At 64.4% G+C, this 15,659-nt stretch carries 18 protein-coding genes; 11 read left to right on the top strand and 7 right to left on the bottom strand.

Features of this window, described 5'->3' with window-relative positions:
* Positions 1-4: 4 nt before the first annotated feature.
* The 10 genes from ACZ0AJ_RS05695 (at position 5) to ACZ0AJ_RS05740 (ending at position 9,162) form a co-directional block, all read left to right on the top strand.
* Entirely contained in the window at positions 5-976 is a 972-nt protein-coding gene (locus ACZ0AJ_RS05695) for a tripartite tricarboxylate transporter substrate binding protein (RefSeq protein ID WP_499453066.1), read from the top strand.
* 33 nt (positions 977-1,009) lie between these two features.
* Entirely contained in the window at positions 1,010-1,744 is a 735-nt protein-coding gene (locus ACZ0AJ_RS05700) for a CPBP family intramembrane glutamic endopeptidase (RefSeq protein WP_499454168.1), read from the top strand.
* A gap of 123 nt (positions 1,745-1,867) precedes the next feature.
* Positions 1,868-2,200 (top strand): hypothetical protein, encoded by a 333-nt coding sequence (locus ACZ0AJ_RS05705; protein ID WP_499454170.1) that lies wholly within the window; start codon positions 1,868-1,870, stop codon positions 2,198-2,200.
* 166 nt (positions 2,201-2,366) lie between these two features.
* Positions 2,367-3,323 (top strand): GGDEF domain-containing protein, encoded by a 957-nt coding sequence (locus tag ACZ0AJ_RS05710; protein ID WP_499454172.1) that lies wholly within the window; start codon positions 2,367-2,369, stop codon positions 3,321-3,323.
* A 159-nt stretch (positions 3,324-3,482) separates the two neighbouring features.
* Positions 3,483-4,130: a double zinc ribbon domain-containing protein gene (locus tag ACZ0AJ_RS05715; protein WP_332529999.1), complete on the top strand. Its 648-nt coding sequence runs from the start codon at positions 3,483-3,485 to the stop codon at positions 4,128-4,130.
* 145 nt (positions 4,131-4,275) lie between these two features.
* A complete protein-coding gene (locus tag ACZ0AJ_RS05720; RefSeq protein WP_499453068.1) occupies positions 4,276-5,865 on the top strand; it encodes an aspartate-alanine antiporter-like transporter in 1,590 nt (529 codons plus the stop codon).
* Positions 5,866-5,934: 69 nt separating this feature from the next.
* A complete protein-coding gene (locus ACZ0AJ_RS05725) occupies positions 5,935-6,183 on the top strand; it encodes a hypothetical protein (RefSeq protein WP_183551000.1) in 249 nt (82 codons plus the stop codon).
* Positions 6,184-6,225: 42 nt separating this feature from the next.
* Entirely contained in the window at positions 6,226-6,852 is a 627-nt protein-coding gene (locus tag ACZ0AJ_RS05730; protein WP_183551003.1) for an exopolysaccharide biosynthesis protein, read from the top strand.
* 157 nt (positions 6,853-7,009) lie between these two features.
* Positions 7,010-8,182: a GGDEF domain-containing protein gene (locus tag ACZ0AJ_RS05735; protein WP_499454175.1), complete on the top strand. Its 1,173-nt coding sequence runs from the start codon at positions 7,010-7,012 to the stop codon at positions 8,180-8,182.
* A 53-nt stretch (positions 8,183-8,235) separates the two neighbouring features.
* Positions 8,236-9,162, top strand: a complete 927-nt coding sequence (locus tag ACZ0AJ_RS05740; RefSeq protein WP_499453070.1) for a Ppx/GppA phosphatase family protein — start codon at positions 8,236-8,238, stop codon at positions 9,160-9,162.
* On the opposite strand, the gene ACZ0AJ_RS05745 is transcribed toward ACZ0AJ_RS05740, so the two are convergent.
* A complete protein-coding gene (locus ACZ0AJ_RS05745; RefSeq protein ID WP_229424579.1) occupies positions 9,136-10,221 on the bottom strand; it encodes an AI-2E family transporter in 1,086 nt (361 codons plus the stop codon). The two genes, ACZ0AJ_RS05740 and ACZ0AJ_RS05745, sit on opposite strands and share 27 nt — an antisense overlap.
* Positions 10,222-10,526: 305 nt before the next feature.
* Between ACZ0AJ_RS05745 and ACZ0AJ_RS05750 the strand changes: the two genes are divergently transcribed.
* The gene (locus ACZ0AJ_RS05750) at positions 10,527-11,000 is read left to right on the top strand and encodes a hypothetical protein (RefSeq protein WP_499453072.1); all 474 of its coding nucleotides are present in this window, start codon (positions 10,527-10,529) and stop codon (positions 10,998-11,000) included.
* 21 nt (positions 11,001-11,021) lie between these two features.
* On the opposite strand, the gene ACZ0AJ_RS05755 is transcribed toward ACZ0AJ_RS05750, so the two are convergent.
* The 6 genes from ACZ0AJ_RS05755 to ACZ0AJ_RS05780 all read right to left on the bottom strand — a co-directional run bounded on the left by ACZ0AJ_RS05755 (position 11,022) and on the right by ACZ0AJ_RS05780 (position 15,506).
* Positions 11,022-11,312 carry a hypothetical protein gene (locus ACZ0AJ_RS05755; protein WP_258837553.1) on the bottom strand — a complete coding sequence of 97 codons (291 nt, stop codon included), beginning with the start codon at positions 11,310-11,312 and terminating at the stop codon, positions 11,022-11,024.
* Positions 11,313-11,482: 170 nt separating this feature from the next.
* On the bottom strand, positions 11,483-12,127 hold the full coding sequence (locus ACZ0AJ_RS05760) for an ABC transporter ATP-binding protein (RefSeq protein WP_499454179.1): 645 nt from the start codon (positions 12,125-12,127) through the stop codon (positions 11,483-11,485).
* Positions 12,128-12,165: 38 nt separating this feature from the next.
* Positions 12,166-12,975 carry a phosphonate ABC transporter, permease protein PhnE gene (gene phnE / locus ACZ0AJ_RS05765; protein WP_499453073.1) on the bottom strand — a complete coding sequence of 270 codons (810 nt, stop codon included), beginning with the start codon at positions 12,973-12,975 and terminating at the stop codon, positions 12,166-12,168.
* On the bottom strand, positions 12,972-13,802 hold the full coding sequence (locus tag ACZ0AJ_RS05770; RefSeq protein ID WP_499453074.1) for a PhnE/PtxC family ABC transporter permease: 831 nt from the start codon (positions 13,800-13,802) through the stop codon (positions 12,972-12,974). Before ACZ0AJ_RS05770 ends, phnE begins: the two co-directional genes overlap by 4 nt.
* A gap of 2 nt (positions 13,803-13,804) precedes the next feature.
* The gene (locus ACZ0AJ_RS05775; RefSeq protein ID WP_499453075.1) at positions 13,805-14,620 is read right to left on the bottom strand and encodes a phosphonate ABC transporter ATP-binding protein; all 816 of its coding nucleotides are present in this window, start codon (positions 14,618-14,620) and stop codon (positions 13,805-13,807) included.
* A 7-nt stretch (positions 14,621-14,627) separates the two neighbouring features.
* Complete coding sequence (locus tag ACZ0AJ_RS05780) at positions 14,628-15,506, bottom strand: putative selenate ABC transporter substrate-binding protein (protein ID WP_499453076.1); 879 nt, start codon at positions 15,504-15,506, stop codon at positions 14,628-14,630.
* Positions 15,507-15,659: the final 153 nt, after the last annotated feature.

Consider the following 15,659-nt stretch of genomic DNA (forward strand, 5'->3'; position numbering starts at 1 on the left):
TATCATGGGCGCCATGAAAACCTCGCACGTTCTCCTGTTGACCATGCTGGCATTCGGCGGCCTGCCGCACGCCGGCGCCGCCGAATGCCTGATCCCGTCGAAACCCGGCGGCGGCATGGACCTCACCTGCAAGCTGGCGCAAAAAGCGCTGCACGATCAACCGGGCGCGCCTGAACTCACGCTCAGCTACCTGCCCGGGGGCGTCGGCGCCGTGGCCTGGCACTCGGTCGTTTCGCAGCGCCGCAGCGAAGCCAATACGCTCGTCACGTTTTCGGGCGGCTCGGTGCTGAATCTCGCGCTGGGCAAATTCGGCAAGGCCGACGTCGACGACGTGCGCTGGGTCGCGGCCTTCGGCGCCGACTACGGCATGGTCGCCGTGCGCGCCGATTCTCCCTACAAGACACTGTCCGACCTGCTGGGCGCGATCAAGCGCAATCCGAAGCAGGTCCTGATCGGCATGTCCGGCACGGTCGGCAGCCAGGACTGGATCAAGATGGCGCTGCTCGCGCGCATGGCGGGCGTGGACCCGCGCAAGCTGCGCTTTGTCGCCCTCGAAGGGGGCGGCGAGCAATTCATTGCGATGGGGGCAGGGCATGTGCAGGCGGTGTCGGGTGACACGTCCGAAGCACTGCTGGCAGCCAGAGCCGGCAATGTGCGCGTGCTGGCGGTGCTGTCTGAACAGCGTTTGCCGGGCGCGCTGGCCGGTGTGCGCACGGCGCGCGAGCAGGGCTATGACGTGGTCTGGCCAGTGATCCGCGGCGTCTGGATGGGGCCGGACGTGCGCGAGGCGGATTACCGGCGCTGGGTCAAGGCCTTCGATGGGGTCGAGAGCTCGCCTGCGTTCGCGGAGATGCGCACGCAGGCCGGGTTGTATCCTTTTGCGCTGACGGGCGATGCGCTCACGCGCTATGTCAAGCAGTCGGTGGATACGTATCACCGGCAGGCGAGGCAGTTCAAGTTGTTAAGGGAACCGTAGGATGGCGCTTGGCCCGCCTTGACCTGTTCACATATGCTGAATCATCTACTTGCAGCCTACCTGCTTATCATTTTCCCGGCTTGGAATTTCTGGCGCAGCTTGCGTCCCGAGCGTAGCAAGCCGCCGGGTTCACTACTGCGCCAGTACTGGACAATGAGCTTGCATTCGCTGGCCTTGCTGGGCGTCTTGTGGGCCGGTTCATCGCAGGCAGGGTACACGTTGGGCCAGCTCGGTTTTGACATGCCGCTGTCGAGCGCCGGCGCGTGGGGCCTTGCGTGTGCAGTCCTGCTGCTGTGCGGCTTGTGGGCAATTGGCAGCGTGATCGAACGCCGTAAAACACCGCAGGCGCGTGCGGAGGACGAGCGCAAGATGCTGGCGTCTTCGTCAATATGGCCGCGTAACCTGGCTGAAGCGTTCACATTCGCCGCGAGCATGCTGATCGTGACGGGCGGGTGGGAAGTGCTTTATCGCGGGTTCTTGCTGCTGGTGCTGACGCCTGTCATTGGCCTGCCATTGGCGATTGCCGCATCCGCGCTTGCCTACGGCATCGGGCATGGCTTTGAAAATCCGAAGCAACTTATTGGCTCGATCATCTCGGCGTTCTTTTTCACCATTGCGTACGCCTCGACACAGAGTCTGTGGTGGCTGATCCTCGTTCACGTATTCATACCCCTGAGTACGATTCCGGCAGTGATGCGTGCGCAGCGCCGTCCGCCCGCTCCACAGCCAGCGCCACAGCCCGTCATCACGTCTGTCACTGGCAGTTGAAGGGTCGCATCTGTCCCGCAGCCGGCGGTATTGACAGTACGTGACTTTTTCACAACGGCAACCTATCATACTGGCATGGGGGCCTCGTGCGGGCCAGCAGCGGACCGACCTTCAAGGATATCAATGCGTGCGGAACTGCCACCGGCAATTGTTGTAACTCCTGACGGCGAAGAGGTAAGTTCGCTCGATGTTCAGAAAGGAAACCACCACTGTTTGCGTGTGGAGACTGACTCTGGCAGCGGCGACATCGCGCTCAATTTCTCAACCCGTCGTGCAATGTACGATTTCGCTGTATCTCTCCTTCAGGAGGCCGTATACGGAACAAGTGGGCAGCAAGAGTTTTACCCACTCGGTATCGACGGGGACGGGATGGTCGTGAATGGTGTGAGGATGAGCGAAGACAGTGCCCGGCTATTTGTCTTCTACGGCAGTTCATCTGACGTCAGCGCGTCCTAGGCCTGCGATGGGTTGTCAGTCGTCCTCAAGACCAATTCGAGGGCACGTACTCCATATCGCATCAATCAATCGGATTGCTATCAGATCAACGTTATTTTGATCGTTTTTCTTTGACGGACGACGGCATGCGCAACACCCAGTACAGACCATGTGAGCCCACTTGTTTATGACTTTGCCACCTGTAATTCCGCCGTCGGTTGTTTGCGAAGACCCCGGCGTGTACCGGACGCTATTGGAATCCACCAAGGCAATTCCATGGCGAATAGACTGGGCGACGATGCGGTTTACCTACATTGGTCCGCAGATCGAAGAACTGCTGGGATGGAGCCAGGCAAGCTGGCTGACCGTGAACGATTGGGCCGAGCGCATCCATGAGGAAGATCGTCAGAAGACGGTCGAATTCTGTGTGGCGCAGTCACAAAAAGGCGTTGACCACGAGGCTGACTACCGCGCCATCACGCGCCAGGGTCACCATGTCCGGATTCGGGATGTGGTTCACGTCGTGCGTCGCCCTGACGGCAGTGTGGAGTCACTGGTCGGCTTCATGTTCGACATCTCGGCGCGAAAAGAGGCCGAAGACAAGATCGTTCAGTTGCAGCGCGAACTCGAGCTTCTGTCGTACCGCGACAGCCTCACGGGTGTTGCCAACAGACGCATGTTCGACACTGTCTACCCCGTGCAATGGGTCAAAGCGCGTGAAAGCGGTCACCCGCTGTCTCTCGTGATCATCGATATTGATCATTTCAAGCAGTACAACGATCACTATGGTCACGTCCAGGGTGACGAGTGCCTGCGACGCGTGGCCCAAGTGCTCAACGGAGCAGCATCCGATCCGGACGAGCTGTGTGCCCGGCTCGGTGGCGAGGAATTCGTCTTGCTGCTGCCTGGCACAGACCGGGGGGCGGCATGGAGCAAGGCTGAGCGCTGCCGTGAGCTGCTGGCGGCGCAAGAGATTTTGCACGCCTGCTCTGGCGTCGGCCGGCTCGTAACCGTGAGCATGGGCATCGGCACGATCGTTCCAGGTGCCCAGGATGACGCCAAGGTGTTCCTCGACCGGATTGATCGCCGTCTTTATCAGGCGAAGTCAGCAGGACGTGACCGGTTCTGCGACAACGAAGCATAGTGTCGACGCGATTGTTCGCCGGCTTCACGAAAGGCGCCGGTATTTAATGAAGCAGCCAGCAAATCGATTGTCCAAAAGCGCTTGGTGTGAGATTGCGTGATATTGCGCGTCCTCAGTCCAGATAAACTCTACATCTTATAACCCTGGGAATGGCGGCCTATGTCCGAAATGCAGTTTGCTAACAATTATCATGATCTGAGCAACTCGACAGGCGTCGATGCAGGGTTCCAGTTTGAATTCTCCTGCGAGCGCTGCAGTGACCGCTGGCGCACGCACTTCAAACCGTACCGCAGCGCCCAGGCTTCGGGCTGGCTACAAAAGGGGGCAAGCATGTTCGGTGGCCTGCTCGGCAATGCCGGCAGCGTGATCGATAGCATGGCCCAGGCGGGCTGGCATTCGGCACGCGACGAAGCCTTTACTGAGGCACTAGCCGCTGGCAAGACGCACTTCAACCGGTGCGGAAACTGTCACGACTATGTCTGCAATCAGTGCTTCGACAACGCGAACGGCCTTTGCTTCAACTGCGCACCCAATGTGAAGGTGAAGATCACGCAGGCACGCGCCCAGGGCGAGGTGTCGGCCGCGTCCGAAAAGGCAAACGCCGAGGGCCAGACGCGCGGTGGGCGCCTGGACGTCACGCAGAACATGCAGCTGGTGTGTACGCAATGCCGGGCCGAAACCCATGGCGCGAAGTTTTGCCCGGAGTGCGGCCACCGAACTGCCCAGCAGGTTGCTTGTCGCGCCTGCTCAACGACGCTGCAGCCAGGCACAAAGTTTTGTACCGAGTGCGGCGAGCGTCAAGCGTAAGTCTGTACCGGACCTGTCGACGCGGCCATGCTTCAGCGCCGCGCCGATCATCGCCATGAAGTCCTGGGTTTATCTCGCATTTACACCAGGCAACCACCTCCCCATGCCGTAGACTGCATCACACACATGCAACCAGGCAAAGCCGATGACCGCCATCACCACGTTCTTCAGCCATCAGCCGATGTTTGCGCTGTTCTTCACCATCGCTGCGGGCTACTTGCTGGGGGCGGTCAGCGTGAAAGGGTTGTCACTCGGTTCCGGCGCGGTACTGTTCGTCGGCCTGGCCGTCGGCGCGGCCGTGCCTGACCTGGTTTTGCCCGGCATGCTCGGCAATCTGGGTCTGCTGCTGTTCCTGTACGGCGTTGGCATTGCCTATGGCGCCCAGTTCTTTCGCGGCTTGACGACGCCTGATGGCATCAAGGCCAATCTGGCGGCGCTGCTGGCCGTCATCACGGCATTGGCGCTGGCGGTCGGCGTGGCGTGGCTGTTCCCCGTCTTTGCCTTGCCCGAAGCGCTCGGCGCCTTTGCCGGCGCCGGCACCAGCACGGCGGCGCTGCAGGCGGCGCTCGCCGTGTTCGGCACGTCGGCCGCGACCGGGTATTCGGTTGCGTACCCGGTCGGCGTGGCCGTGCCCATCCTGCTGCTCGGGCTGTACAACGCCGTATTCAAGCCTAAAACCGCCGCGCCAGCATCGTCCGCGCTGCATCTGGAAGAAATCGACGTGGCCGAATTTTCCGTGCTGGGCATGACCCTGCTTGAAGCCGCAGCGCGCTTGCCCGACGGTGTTGCCATCGTCGCGCTGCGGCGCGGTGAGCATAATCTGGTCGCCGACAGCGCCATGCGTATTGAACCGGGCGACCGCTTGCTCGTCGCGGGCAATGACCAGGGCGTGCTGCACGAAGTCGCCACGCGCTTTGGCCCGGCGCATCCGGGCGGCATGCTGCACGACAGGAGCGACCTCGACTATGACCGCTTCTTCATCTCCGCTGCCAGCATGGCCGGCTTGCCGCTGAGCGCGCTGGCGCTGCCGGCCGGACTCAATGCCCGCGTTTTGCACCTGCGGCGTGGCGATGCCGATCTGGTCTTGAACCCGGGGCGGCTGCTCGAAATGGGTGACCGCGTCGGCGTGCTCGCGCCGCGCAGCAGCTTTCCCGCGCTACGCAAGCTGTTCGGCGACTCGGTGCGCAGCACGGGGGAGGTGAGCTATATCGGGATTGGCGTCGGCGTGACGCTCGGGCTGGCGTTCGGCGCGATCGTCTGGCCGTTGCCGCTGATCGGGCAGTTCTCGTTCGGGTTTGCGGGGCTGCTGCTGGTGGCGCTGGTGCTTGGCTGGCGTCGTCGCAGCGGGATGTTCCAGTGGGCGATGCCGATCCCGGCCAACCTGGTCTTGCGCAATTTCGGCCTGACGCTGTTCCTGGCGGTCGTGGGCATTTCGTCGGGCGCGACGTTTGCCGCCGCGATTGCCAACGATGGTTTGCTGTACCTGCTGCTGGGCAGTGCGATTGCGGCCACGCTCGTCATCGTCACGATGGTCATTGCCTTGTTCGTGTTTCGCCTGCCATTCGACAGCGTCGTCGGCATCGTGGCCGGCACCACGGGTAATCCGGCCATCCTTGCATTCGCCAACCGGATCGCGCCGACGGACCGCCCCGATATCGGTTATGCGATGATTTTCCCGTCGATGACGGTGCTCAAGATCGTGCTCGTGCAAGTGATCGGGGTCGTGGGGCGGTGAACTTTTCATGTGTCCGCAATGCGCGCACCGTAAAATAGCGGTTTGATCGATCAAGCACGGATTATTTTTATGGAACCAGCAGAGCAGCGTTATCTCGTCCGCCAGGACAAACGGTCGGACGACGGCAAAAAGCCACCCGTCTTCGCGAAGGTCATGCGCAGCAAGGAAGGCAAGTTCGAGGGCGTCTCCTTCATCAAGAACAAGGAGAAAGCGACGATCATGACGATCGCGCAGGCGGACGAAGTCATCGCCTGGGCCACGACCAAGAAAGACAAAGCGGCCGAGTACGAGACCCGAATCATTTGCGTTGGCCAGTAAGCCACCCTGTTTGGCTATCCGGACGCACTACACGACCACATCATGCACAGTGAACCACCCGTTTCCCAGCGCCTGCGCGCGCTGGTCCGCTCAATGCCGCGCACTGGCATCACCCTCAGTGAACTGATCCGCAGCGTCGGCAACGACGGCCTGCTGATCCTGGTAGCGCTGCTCACGCTGGTGTTTCTGATCCCGATTTCGATTCCGGGCGTGAGCACCGTGTTCGGCGCCGCGATCCTGCTCATCAGCGTCAGCCGCCTGATCGGGCGCGACCTGTGGATTCCGTCGAAGCTCGAACACCGCGTCATTGGCACGCGCAAGCTGCGCCCGCTGCTGCGCAAGGCGCTCTCGTGGCTCAAGAAACTCGAGCGCGTCAGCAAGCCGAATCGTATCCAGTGGCTGGTCGCTGCCGGTGCGGTGGCCTTCTTCAACAACGCGGCCCTGATTCTGGGCGCCGTGCTGCTGATGATGCCGTTCGGCCTGATCCCATTCAGCAACACGTTCCCGGCCGTGGCGATCCTGTTTCTGGCCATCGGCCTGCTGCAGCGCGACGGTGTCTGCATCCTGCTGGGCCACATCAGCAATGTCGTGACGATCATCTATTTCGGCGTGCTGATTGGGGGTGGTGGCCTGGCCGTGCGTGAACTGGTCAACCGCTTCGTTGGCTGACGGTACTGTTGGCTTGTTGCAAGGTAGTTCTTTCTGATAAGCTGGCCCTCAGCCGCCCGTGCGCCGTCTGCCGGCTCCCAGGCGCGAATCAATCCCCCCGCACCCAGGCCCGCCAGCCTGGTGCCGGCACCCCGGAACGCCGAACATGAGTAATGACATGCCTATGCTGGATGCGTCGACGATGGTGCTGGTGCTCGCGCTGGGCAACCTGACCCTGTGCGCGCTGCTGACCTTTTTCAATCACGGGCCCGTGCGCGCTCCTGCGATGACGTTCTGGAGCCTGTCGAAACAGATCCAGGGCGGCGCCTGGCTGCTGCTGGCATTGGGTGACTCTGGCGTGGTGCCGGCCCCCATCTCGATTCCCGGTGGCTATGCGCTGCTGTTTGCCGGCGTGGCGATCGAGTCGGGTGCTTCGTGGGAAGCGGCGCGCCGGCCGGCCTGGCGCACCCCGACCCTGATCCTGGGCGGCGTGGCCGTCCTCTTGTTCTTCCTGTGCTACCTGATCGACGAAGAAGGCTTGCGCAGCGTGGCCGCATCGCTGTTGCTGGGCGCGTTCTACCTGTCGGGCGCGGTGGCGCTTGGCTGGCGCTGGCGTGATGCCAGCCTGCTGCAACGCTTCCTGTCGCTGGCCACGGGTGCGCTGGCGCTGGTGGTCGCGGCGCGCGGATTGTCGGTGCTGCTGCTGCCACGTGGCTGGGGCTGGCTTTCGAACGACCTGCTGAGCCAATTCTCCAGCGGCGCCCTGTACCTGCTCCTGCTTGGCAATGCCTTCGGCGTCTTGCTCTTGACCCGGGAACGCCTGCAGGACACGCTCGAGCGGCTCGAAACCATCGATCCGCTGACCGACGCGCCGAACCGGCGTGGTTTCTTCCAGCTGCTCGCGCCCTGGCTGGCGCTGGCGCGTCGGCCCGGCCTGCCGACGGCGCTGATCGTGTTCGACCTGGATGGCTTCAAGCGCATCAACGACAGCTACGGCCATCCGGCTGGCGACGTCGTGCTGCACCAGATGGTCGCGCTGTGCCGGCGCCAGCTGCGCGACAGCGACCAGCTTGGGCGTGTGGTGGGCGTCGAATTTGCCGTTCTACTGCCGCGCACCAGCCTCGATGAAGCCGTGATGGTGGCCGAGCGCATCCGCGCCGCGATCGACACGACGCCGGTCAAGAGCGAGCGGGCGATGATCAAGCTCACGGCCAGTTTTGGCGTGACGACGATCCGGCCCGAAGACAGCACGACGTCGCTGTTCCAGCGCGCTGACGAAGCCATGCAGCGCGCCAAGCAAGCGGGCCGCAACCGCGTGGCGCCGGCCAGCGAAGCGGTCGCCGATATTTAGCTAGCCGGCTCATGTAATGAGCCCGTCACGGTGGCCGCTTATGCTCATAAGCCATGCCGACCATCGATCAGGAATCACCCATCTATGCCGCTGTCGAGCTTGGCTCGGACAGTTTTCGCCTGCACATCGGCCGTTTCAACGATGGCGTGCTCGAGCTCGTCGCGACCATGTGCGAGAAGGTCGAGCTGTCGGCGTCCCTCGACGAAGACGGCATGCTCGACAGTGCGGCGCTGCGGCGTGCCCTGGCCTGCCTGGCGCAGTTCCGGGGCGCGCTGGACGCATGGAAGCCACACGCCGTGCGCGTCGTTGCCACCGCGGCCCTGCGCATGGCGCGCAATGCTTCCTTGTTCCTGCCGGCGGCCGGGCGCGCGCTCGGTCACCCGGTCGATATCATCGCGGGCGACGAAGCCGGGCGCCTGGTCTACCTGGGCGTGGCCAACACGCTGGGCGCAGCCGACCCTGCGCCGCGTCTCGTGCTCGACATTGGCAGCATCTCGACGGAGCTGGTGATCGGGGAGGGCGCCACGATCCGGCGCATCGAATCGTTCGCGCTCGGCGCGGTGCGCCAGAGCCTGACGTTCTTCGCGAATGGGCAGATTGACGCGGCGGGCTTTGACGCCGCTGTGCGCTCAAGCCGCAGCCGCTTCGCTGAAGCAGGCTTCGGCGCGCGCGGTTGGCATATGGCGTATGGCGCGTGTGGCACGGTGCGTGCGCTGGCTGGCCACGCGCACCGGGGCAGGAACGCGGGCGCACCGCTGACACGGGCCGATCTCGCAGGGTTGCGCGATGCCTTCATCGCCACCCGCCAGGACATGCATCTTGCCGGCGGGCTGGCGCTGCTGTGTGGCTTGATGGAGGAACTCGAGATTGCGGCAGTCACGCCGGTGGCCGCCGGCCTGCGCGTCGGCGCGCTGTGGGACCTGCGCCAGCGCGCCGGGGCCGCTGTGGGGCCGCTAGCGGATCCCCTGGGGATCGTTTAAAGGTTCCAGCGCCACCGGTGTCAGCACCAGCGGCGCGGCCGGCGTGCTGTCACGCAGCCAGCCGAACAGGATCGCCATCATCAATGGGCCGACGAACAGGCCGATGACGCCCAGCGTCGACACGCCGCCCAGCAGGCCGAACAGCACCGCCAGGAATGGCAGGTTCACGCGCTTGCCGATCAGTTTAGGGCGGATGAATTTATCGACCAGGAACAGCTCGACCGCACCCCAGGTGAACAGGCCCAGCGCCTCGGCCGAATTGCCCTGGCCGAACAGCAGCAGGGAGACCATCGTGAACGACAGCGGCGCGCCGCCCGGGATCAGCGCCAGGTAGCCGGTGATCACGCCCAGCAGCACCGGCGCTGGCGCGCCGGCGATCCAGTAGGCCACGCCCAGCACGATGCCTTCCAGGATCGCGATCGAGCCCAGGCCGAGCGCCGTGCCGCGCACCGACAGCGGCAGCACGCGGCGCAGTTTTGCGTACTGGACGGGCGCCAGGCGCTGGCCGGCGCCGTCGATGTAATGCATCACGGCCGCGCCGTGCAGGTACAGCACGAACAGCGTCAGGAGCGTCAGGAACAGGTACAGCGCATTGGCCAGGATGGTCGAGCCCCAGACCCGCGCCGTATCGGTCAGATGCGGCATGAAGTCGCCCAGGGTGGTGCGCACGAGGGCGTTCAGGCCGCCCGGCACGGCCAGGTGCTCGAGCCACCAGGTGACGGCCGGTTCGGCCACCAGCGGCAGGCCGGTCAGCCAGGCCGGTACCGGCACGCCGGTCTGGTTGAAGCTGATGAGCAGGCGCTGCAGGCTGGCCAGTTCGCTGCTGAGCGTGTGGAACAGCAGGACCGACGGGCCCACGAAGCTGACGATCAGCAGAATCAGCATGAAGGCGGCGCTGGCCAGCGGTGGCCAGCCGCGGCGCAGCATGCGCTGGTGCAGCGGCCACGTGATCACGGCCAGGAGGCCAGCCCACGCGATCGAGCCGAGGAAGTGCTGGAGCAGCAGGGCCAGCGCGGTGGCAAACAGCACCGGCAGGATCCATTGAGTCTTGGTGCGCATACTGGCCTGGGTCGGGTTCATAAATTACTGGGGTGCGCAGGGGCCAGCGAGACAAAGCTCGCGGCGCCGACAAGTTTACAGCAGAGTCGTCGCCTTGGCAGGATAATTCAGGTGTACCTCCTGCAAAAGAGGAGTTTGCCGAAGCTTTACTTCGGAAAAACAGAAACCTCGCTCTATGAAGCCCCTATTGTCACCCGGATTGGCGTCGGTTGCCGGCGGGGCGTCTTTACCCAGCGTGCATTCCTGTCCGACAGCATACTGCCAAATCGTTTATATTGTTTGCCTTCTCAACGACGGAGCGGCCCATGCCCCGCACACCTGCCGCCAAATCAGCATCCCGCGCCGCGCCTGCGGCCGCGAAACCCACCAGGGTCGCCAAGCCCGTGAAGGCTGTCGCCAAGCCCGCCAAGCCCGCCGCAAAAACCAGCGTGAAGGCGGTGGTCAAGTCGGCCGCCAAGGCGCTGGCCAGCAGCCCGGCCCGCAAACCTGCCGCACCACGCGCCGCCGCCAAGCCGCCGGTGGTGCCGATCGTCGAACGTGCGCCCGCGGTAGAAGCGCGCCCGGCACTGGTGCGCGACAGCTTCACGATGCCGGAAAACGAGTATGCAGTGCTGCTGGAAGTAAAACAGGCTTGCCTGCGCGCCGGTGTCGACGTCAAGAAGAGCGAACTGTTGCGCATTGGCGTGGCCCTGCTGGGCCAGCTCGACGTGGCAACCTTGCAAGGCGTGCTGGCGGCGCTGCCGCAGCTCAAGACCGGACGGCCACCGGCGCAGGCGTAACGGCCAGGGCATCGCGCGCCGTCAGTGCAGCGCCGCGGCGCTGCTGAGTTCCTTGAGCTCGCGGATCGGGATGTTCGATTTTTCGTGCATACGCAGCAGGATCGTCGCGCCGACATTGAGTTTGCGATGGCGGATCTTGCTGATGATCGGTGGTTGCACTTCCAGCACGCGGCACAGCTCCGCGTCATTCTTCAACTGCATGCGCTCGATCAGTGTGTCGAGCAGCATATTGGGCACAAAGCTCGACGGCTCCAGCTCGCGTGCGCGTTGCATCGCCTCGAGCAGTTCCTGTTTTTTCTGTCGTACGGTCATGTCGATTCTCCCTGATGAAAACATGATTCAAGACAGACCGCTGGTTCTGGATTCCTTGCCTGTTCTGATAACTGTTGGTGGCAGGTCGTTGCGATATTACTACGATTGCGTCGCGCACGCTTCGGCTCATTTAACTAAATTCGCCGTATTCGAGCGTTTCTTCTCGGAACTTACGCTAATTTCAGGCCTGAGTGGGTCAGCAGCAGGACCTTGTCGGCCATGGCGGCCGCGGCGTGGGAGTGGGTGACCATGATGGCGCCGGCGCCATGCGCGCGCGTTTCGTCACGCAACAGCTGCAGGATACTGCCGGCGGTTTCGGGATCGAGGTTGCCGGTTGGTTCATCGGCCAGCAGCAGGGCCGGGCGGTGCACCAGCGCGCGGGCAATCGCCACGCGCTGCATCTCGCCGCCCGACAGCTGGCGCGGGAAGTCGCCGCCGCGTCCGTGCAGCCCCACTGCGTCGAGCATCGCATCCGCGCGGTCGAGTGGCGCCTTGTTCAGCAGCAGGGGCAGGGCAACGTTCTGGCGCAGCGTCAGGTGCGGCAGCACGTGGAAAGCCTGGAAGATGAAACCCATGCGGGTACGGCGCAGGCGCGTGGCGGCGTCGTCGTCCAGGTTCGAGATCGGCGTACCATCGATGATCACGCGCCCGCCGTCGGGCGTGTCCAGGCCCGCAATCAGGTTCAGCAGCGTTGACTTGCCGACGCCCGATTCACCCATGATCGCGACGAATTCGCCGGCCTTGAACACGTGCGAGAGTTCGGCCAGCACGGTGCGGCCGCCATACGATTTGGTGAGCTGGTCGAGTTCGAGCATCGGGTAAGGTGTCCGCAAGTAGGGTTAGCGCGTCAGTATCAACGCATCAGGGCGCGGCGCAGCGCATAACTGGCTGCATCGACCAGCGCCACCAGCACCAGCATCGCGATCACGACCGTGGCGGCGCTGGGCATCTGGAACAGCGACAGGTGGTACTTGAGCATCTGGCCCAGGCCCCCGGCCCCGACCACGCCCAGTACTGCCGCCGCGCGGATATTGTTTTCCCAGCGGTACAGCGTGTACGACAGCATCTGTGGCAGCGCCTGGGGCAGCGTCGCGTACAAAAACGCTGCCAGCGGCCGCACGCCGTTCGTGCGCAGGCTTTGCTCGGCGTGCGGCTCGATGTTTTCCAGCGCATCGGCAAACAGGCGCCCCAGCACACCGGCCGTGTGCGCGGCCAGCGCCAGCGTGCCGGCCAGCGGTCCCAGCCCCGCCAGCACCAGCAGCACTGCCGCCCACACGAGTTCGGGAATCGAGCGCAGCACATTGAGCACCAGCCGCGTCACGGCGCGCGCCGCGCGGCCCATGCGCCCGGCGCCGGCCAGCGCCAGCGGCATGGCGACGAGCGCCGCCAGGATGGTGCCGATGGCCGACATGGCCAGGGTTTCCCAGAACGCGACGAGTGTCTTGGCCAGGAACGCCGGTGCGGTGTCGGGCGGCGCGAAGCCGGCAAGGAATTCGGATGCCGAATCGATCGCTTCGCGCGTGAAGAAGGCGCTCCATTGCAGCGGCAGCGAGGCAAAGCTGGCGACGATCAGCGCCAGCAGGCCGCCGAGGATGAGCCAGGTGCCAGCCTGGCGTGGCGGCGGGGCAGGGATCGCGGTGCGCGAGGAGTTATTCACCTTCATCCGATCCTCCGGCGCAGCAGTTTTGACACCAGGTCGGCGCCGGCCACCAGCAGCACGAACATGATGAGCATGGTCGCCACTTCGCCGCCGGCCATCATCTTGGTCGATTCATCGAGCCGCTGGCCCAGGCCGCCGGCGCCGACGAAGCCCATCACGGCCGAGCCGCGAATCGCGCATTCCCAGCGGTACACGGTGTACGACACGAGTTCGGCGCTGGCATCTGGCAGGGCGCCATACAGCAGGGCCGGCAGGCGAGCGCTGCCATTGGCCAGCAGGACATCGGTCGCATGCGCGTCGGACGATTCGAGAATTTCGGCATACACCTTGGCCAGCATGCCCGAATACGACAGCGCGATCGCCAGCACCCCGGCGGTGGGGCCCAGGCCGACGATGCGCACGAACAGCAGCGCCCATACCAGCTCGGGCACGGAGCGCAGCACCATCAGGATCCAGCGCAGGACCTGGCGCACGACGCCGGCGAGCGGACGGATGCGCCCCGTGCCCAGGCGCGAAATCGACAGGCGCTCGCTGATGACGAAGGTGGCGGGAATGGCGACGATCAGCGCCAGCGTCAGGCCGGCAGTGGCAATCGCCACGGTCTGCCAGGTTTCGCGCAGCACCATCGCCAGGAAAGCAGGATCGGTTTCGGGCGTCAGAAAATCGCGCAGGAAGCCGCCGGCCGCGCGCAGGCTTTGCGCGTCGAACAGCAGCCATGGTTTGAATTCGGCCGCGACCAGCAGCGGATACAGCAGCAGGATGAAGACGACGGCGCCCATCAGGCGCGCGCGCCAGGCCGGGTCGGGATGCAGCACGGTCTTGCTCGTCATGCCTAGAAACAGGCGCCGACGGCGATTTGGGCGGGCGTGTCGTGTGGCGGCGCCACGTGCGGCTCGACGTGTTCGTTGGCGTACAGGTCGGCGATCATGGTGTCGGTGACCTGCTCGCGCGGCGCGTCGAACACGATGCGCCCGTCGCGCAGGCCCACCAGGCGGCCGAACTGTTCACGCGCCAGATCCACCTGGTGCAGGCTGCACACCAGCGTGGCGTTGCGCTGGGCGGCTTCCTGGCGCAGCGTGGCCAGCGTGTGGCGGGCAAGGGCCGGGTCGAGCGCCGAGATCGGCTCGTCCACCAGCAGGGCTTCGGCATCGGACAGCAGCAGGCGCGCCAGGCCGCAGCGCTGGCGTTCGCCACCCGAGAGGCGGTCGACGCGCGCATACAGCTTGTCGCCCAGCGAGAAGCGCGACAGCGCGGCGTGCGCTGCATCGGGGTCTTGCGGGCGCATGAGCGACTTCAATGCCTGCCACAGCGTCCAGTGCGGCAAGCGCGCCGCCAGCACGGCCGTGACGACGCGCTGGCGCGCCGGCAGTGGCGGTGTCTGCGGCGCCAGGAACAGGCGCGCGCGCAGCCGGTGGCGCGCGGCATGCGGCAGGTGCCATGGTTCCTGGCCCAGGATTTCCAGCGTACCTTCGCTCGGTTGGTGCGCGCTGGCCAGCGTGGCGAGTAGCGTGGTCTTGCCGGCCCCGGACGGGCCGATCAGGGCAACCTGTTCACCGGCGCCGATCGTGAGGTCGAGCGCGTGCAGGGCAGCCGCGCGGCTGCCCGTCAGGTGGCGCACGGTCACGCCGCGCAGGCGAAAGGTCGCCATCGTGCGATTACTTCAGCAGACCGGCGTTTTTCGCCGCCGCTTCGATCGCGCCGTAGTTGGCGGTCTTGGTCGGCACGAAGCGGGTCGCGCGCTGCAGTTCGAGGATTTCCTTGCCCTGCGGGGTCGAATCGTCCAGCGCCAGGAAGGCGTCGGTGATTTTCTTTTTGAGGGCCGGGTCCATGTCGGTGCGCACGGTCCAGTTGTAGTCGAAGTAGCCAGGGGTCGTGTAGAACACGCGCACTTGTTTCGGATCGACCTTTTTCGCCTCGACCAGTTTTTCCCAGACCGAGATGTTCAGCGCGCCCGCATCGACCTTGCCGCCGGCAACAGCAGCCACGGTCGCGTCATGTGCGCCCGAGAAGGCGATGCGCTTGAGGTCAGTGTCCGGATTGATCTTGGCGCCCAGCAGGAACGAGCGCGGCATCAGGTGACCCGAGGTCGACGATTCCGAACCGAAGGCCAGCGTCTTGCCCTTCAGGTCTTCCAGCTTGTTGATGGTCGGCACGGTGGTGATGAAGACCGAGCGGAATTTTTCGTCTTCCACGCGCTGCACCAGCGGGGTGACCTGGCCCTTGCTGCGCACATTCGCCTGGACAAACGTAAAGCCGCCGAACCAGACCATGTCGATCTTGCGGTTGACCAGGCCTTCCACCGACGCGGCGTAGTCGGTCACCGGGGTGAATTCCACCTTCAGACCCGTGGCCTTGGCCAGGTAATCGCCCAGCGGCTTGAACTTGCGCTGCAGTTCGGTCGGCGATTCGTCGGGAATGGCCGAAACACGCAGCACGCCGTTGCTCTGCGCGTGGGCGGCGCCCGCGATCAGCATCGTGCCGGCAGCGGCGGCGCACAGGGTTTTGAGAACGTTGCGGCGGAAGGACAGGGTCATGGGGGCTCTTGTCTAAAAAGTAATGAAACGAGGCTGACCCGAGGGGCAGCACGCTTGGCGTGAGGCAGACTAGGCGAATCCGGGGAATCCGCTATGATAGCTAAAACAGCAATACACAGAGAAATAAACAAAGAACTACCAGAACTACGCGAA

This window comes from Telluria sp. AC161, from assembly GCF_979258535.1.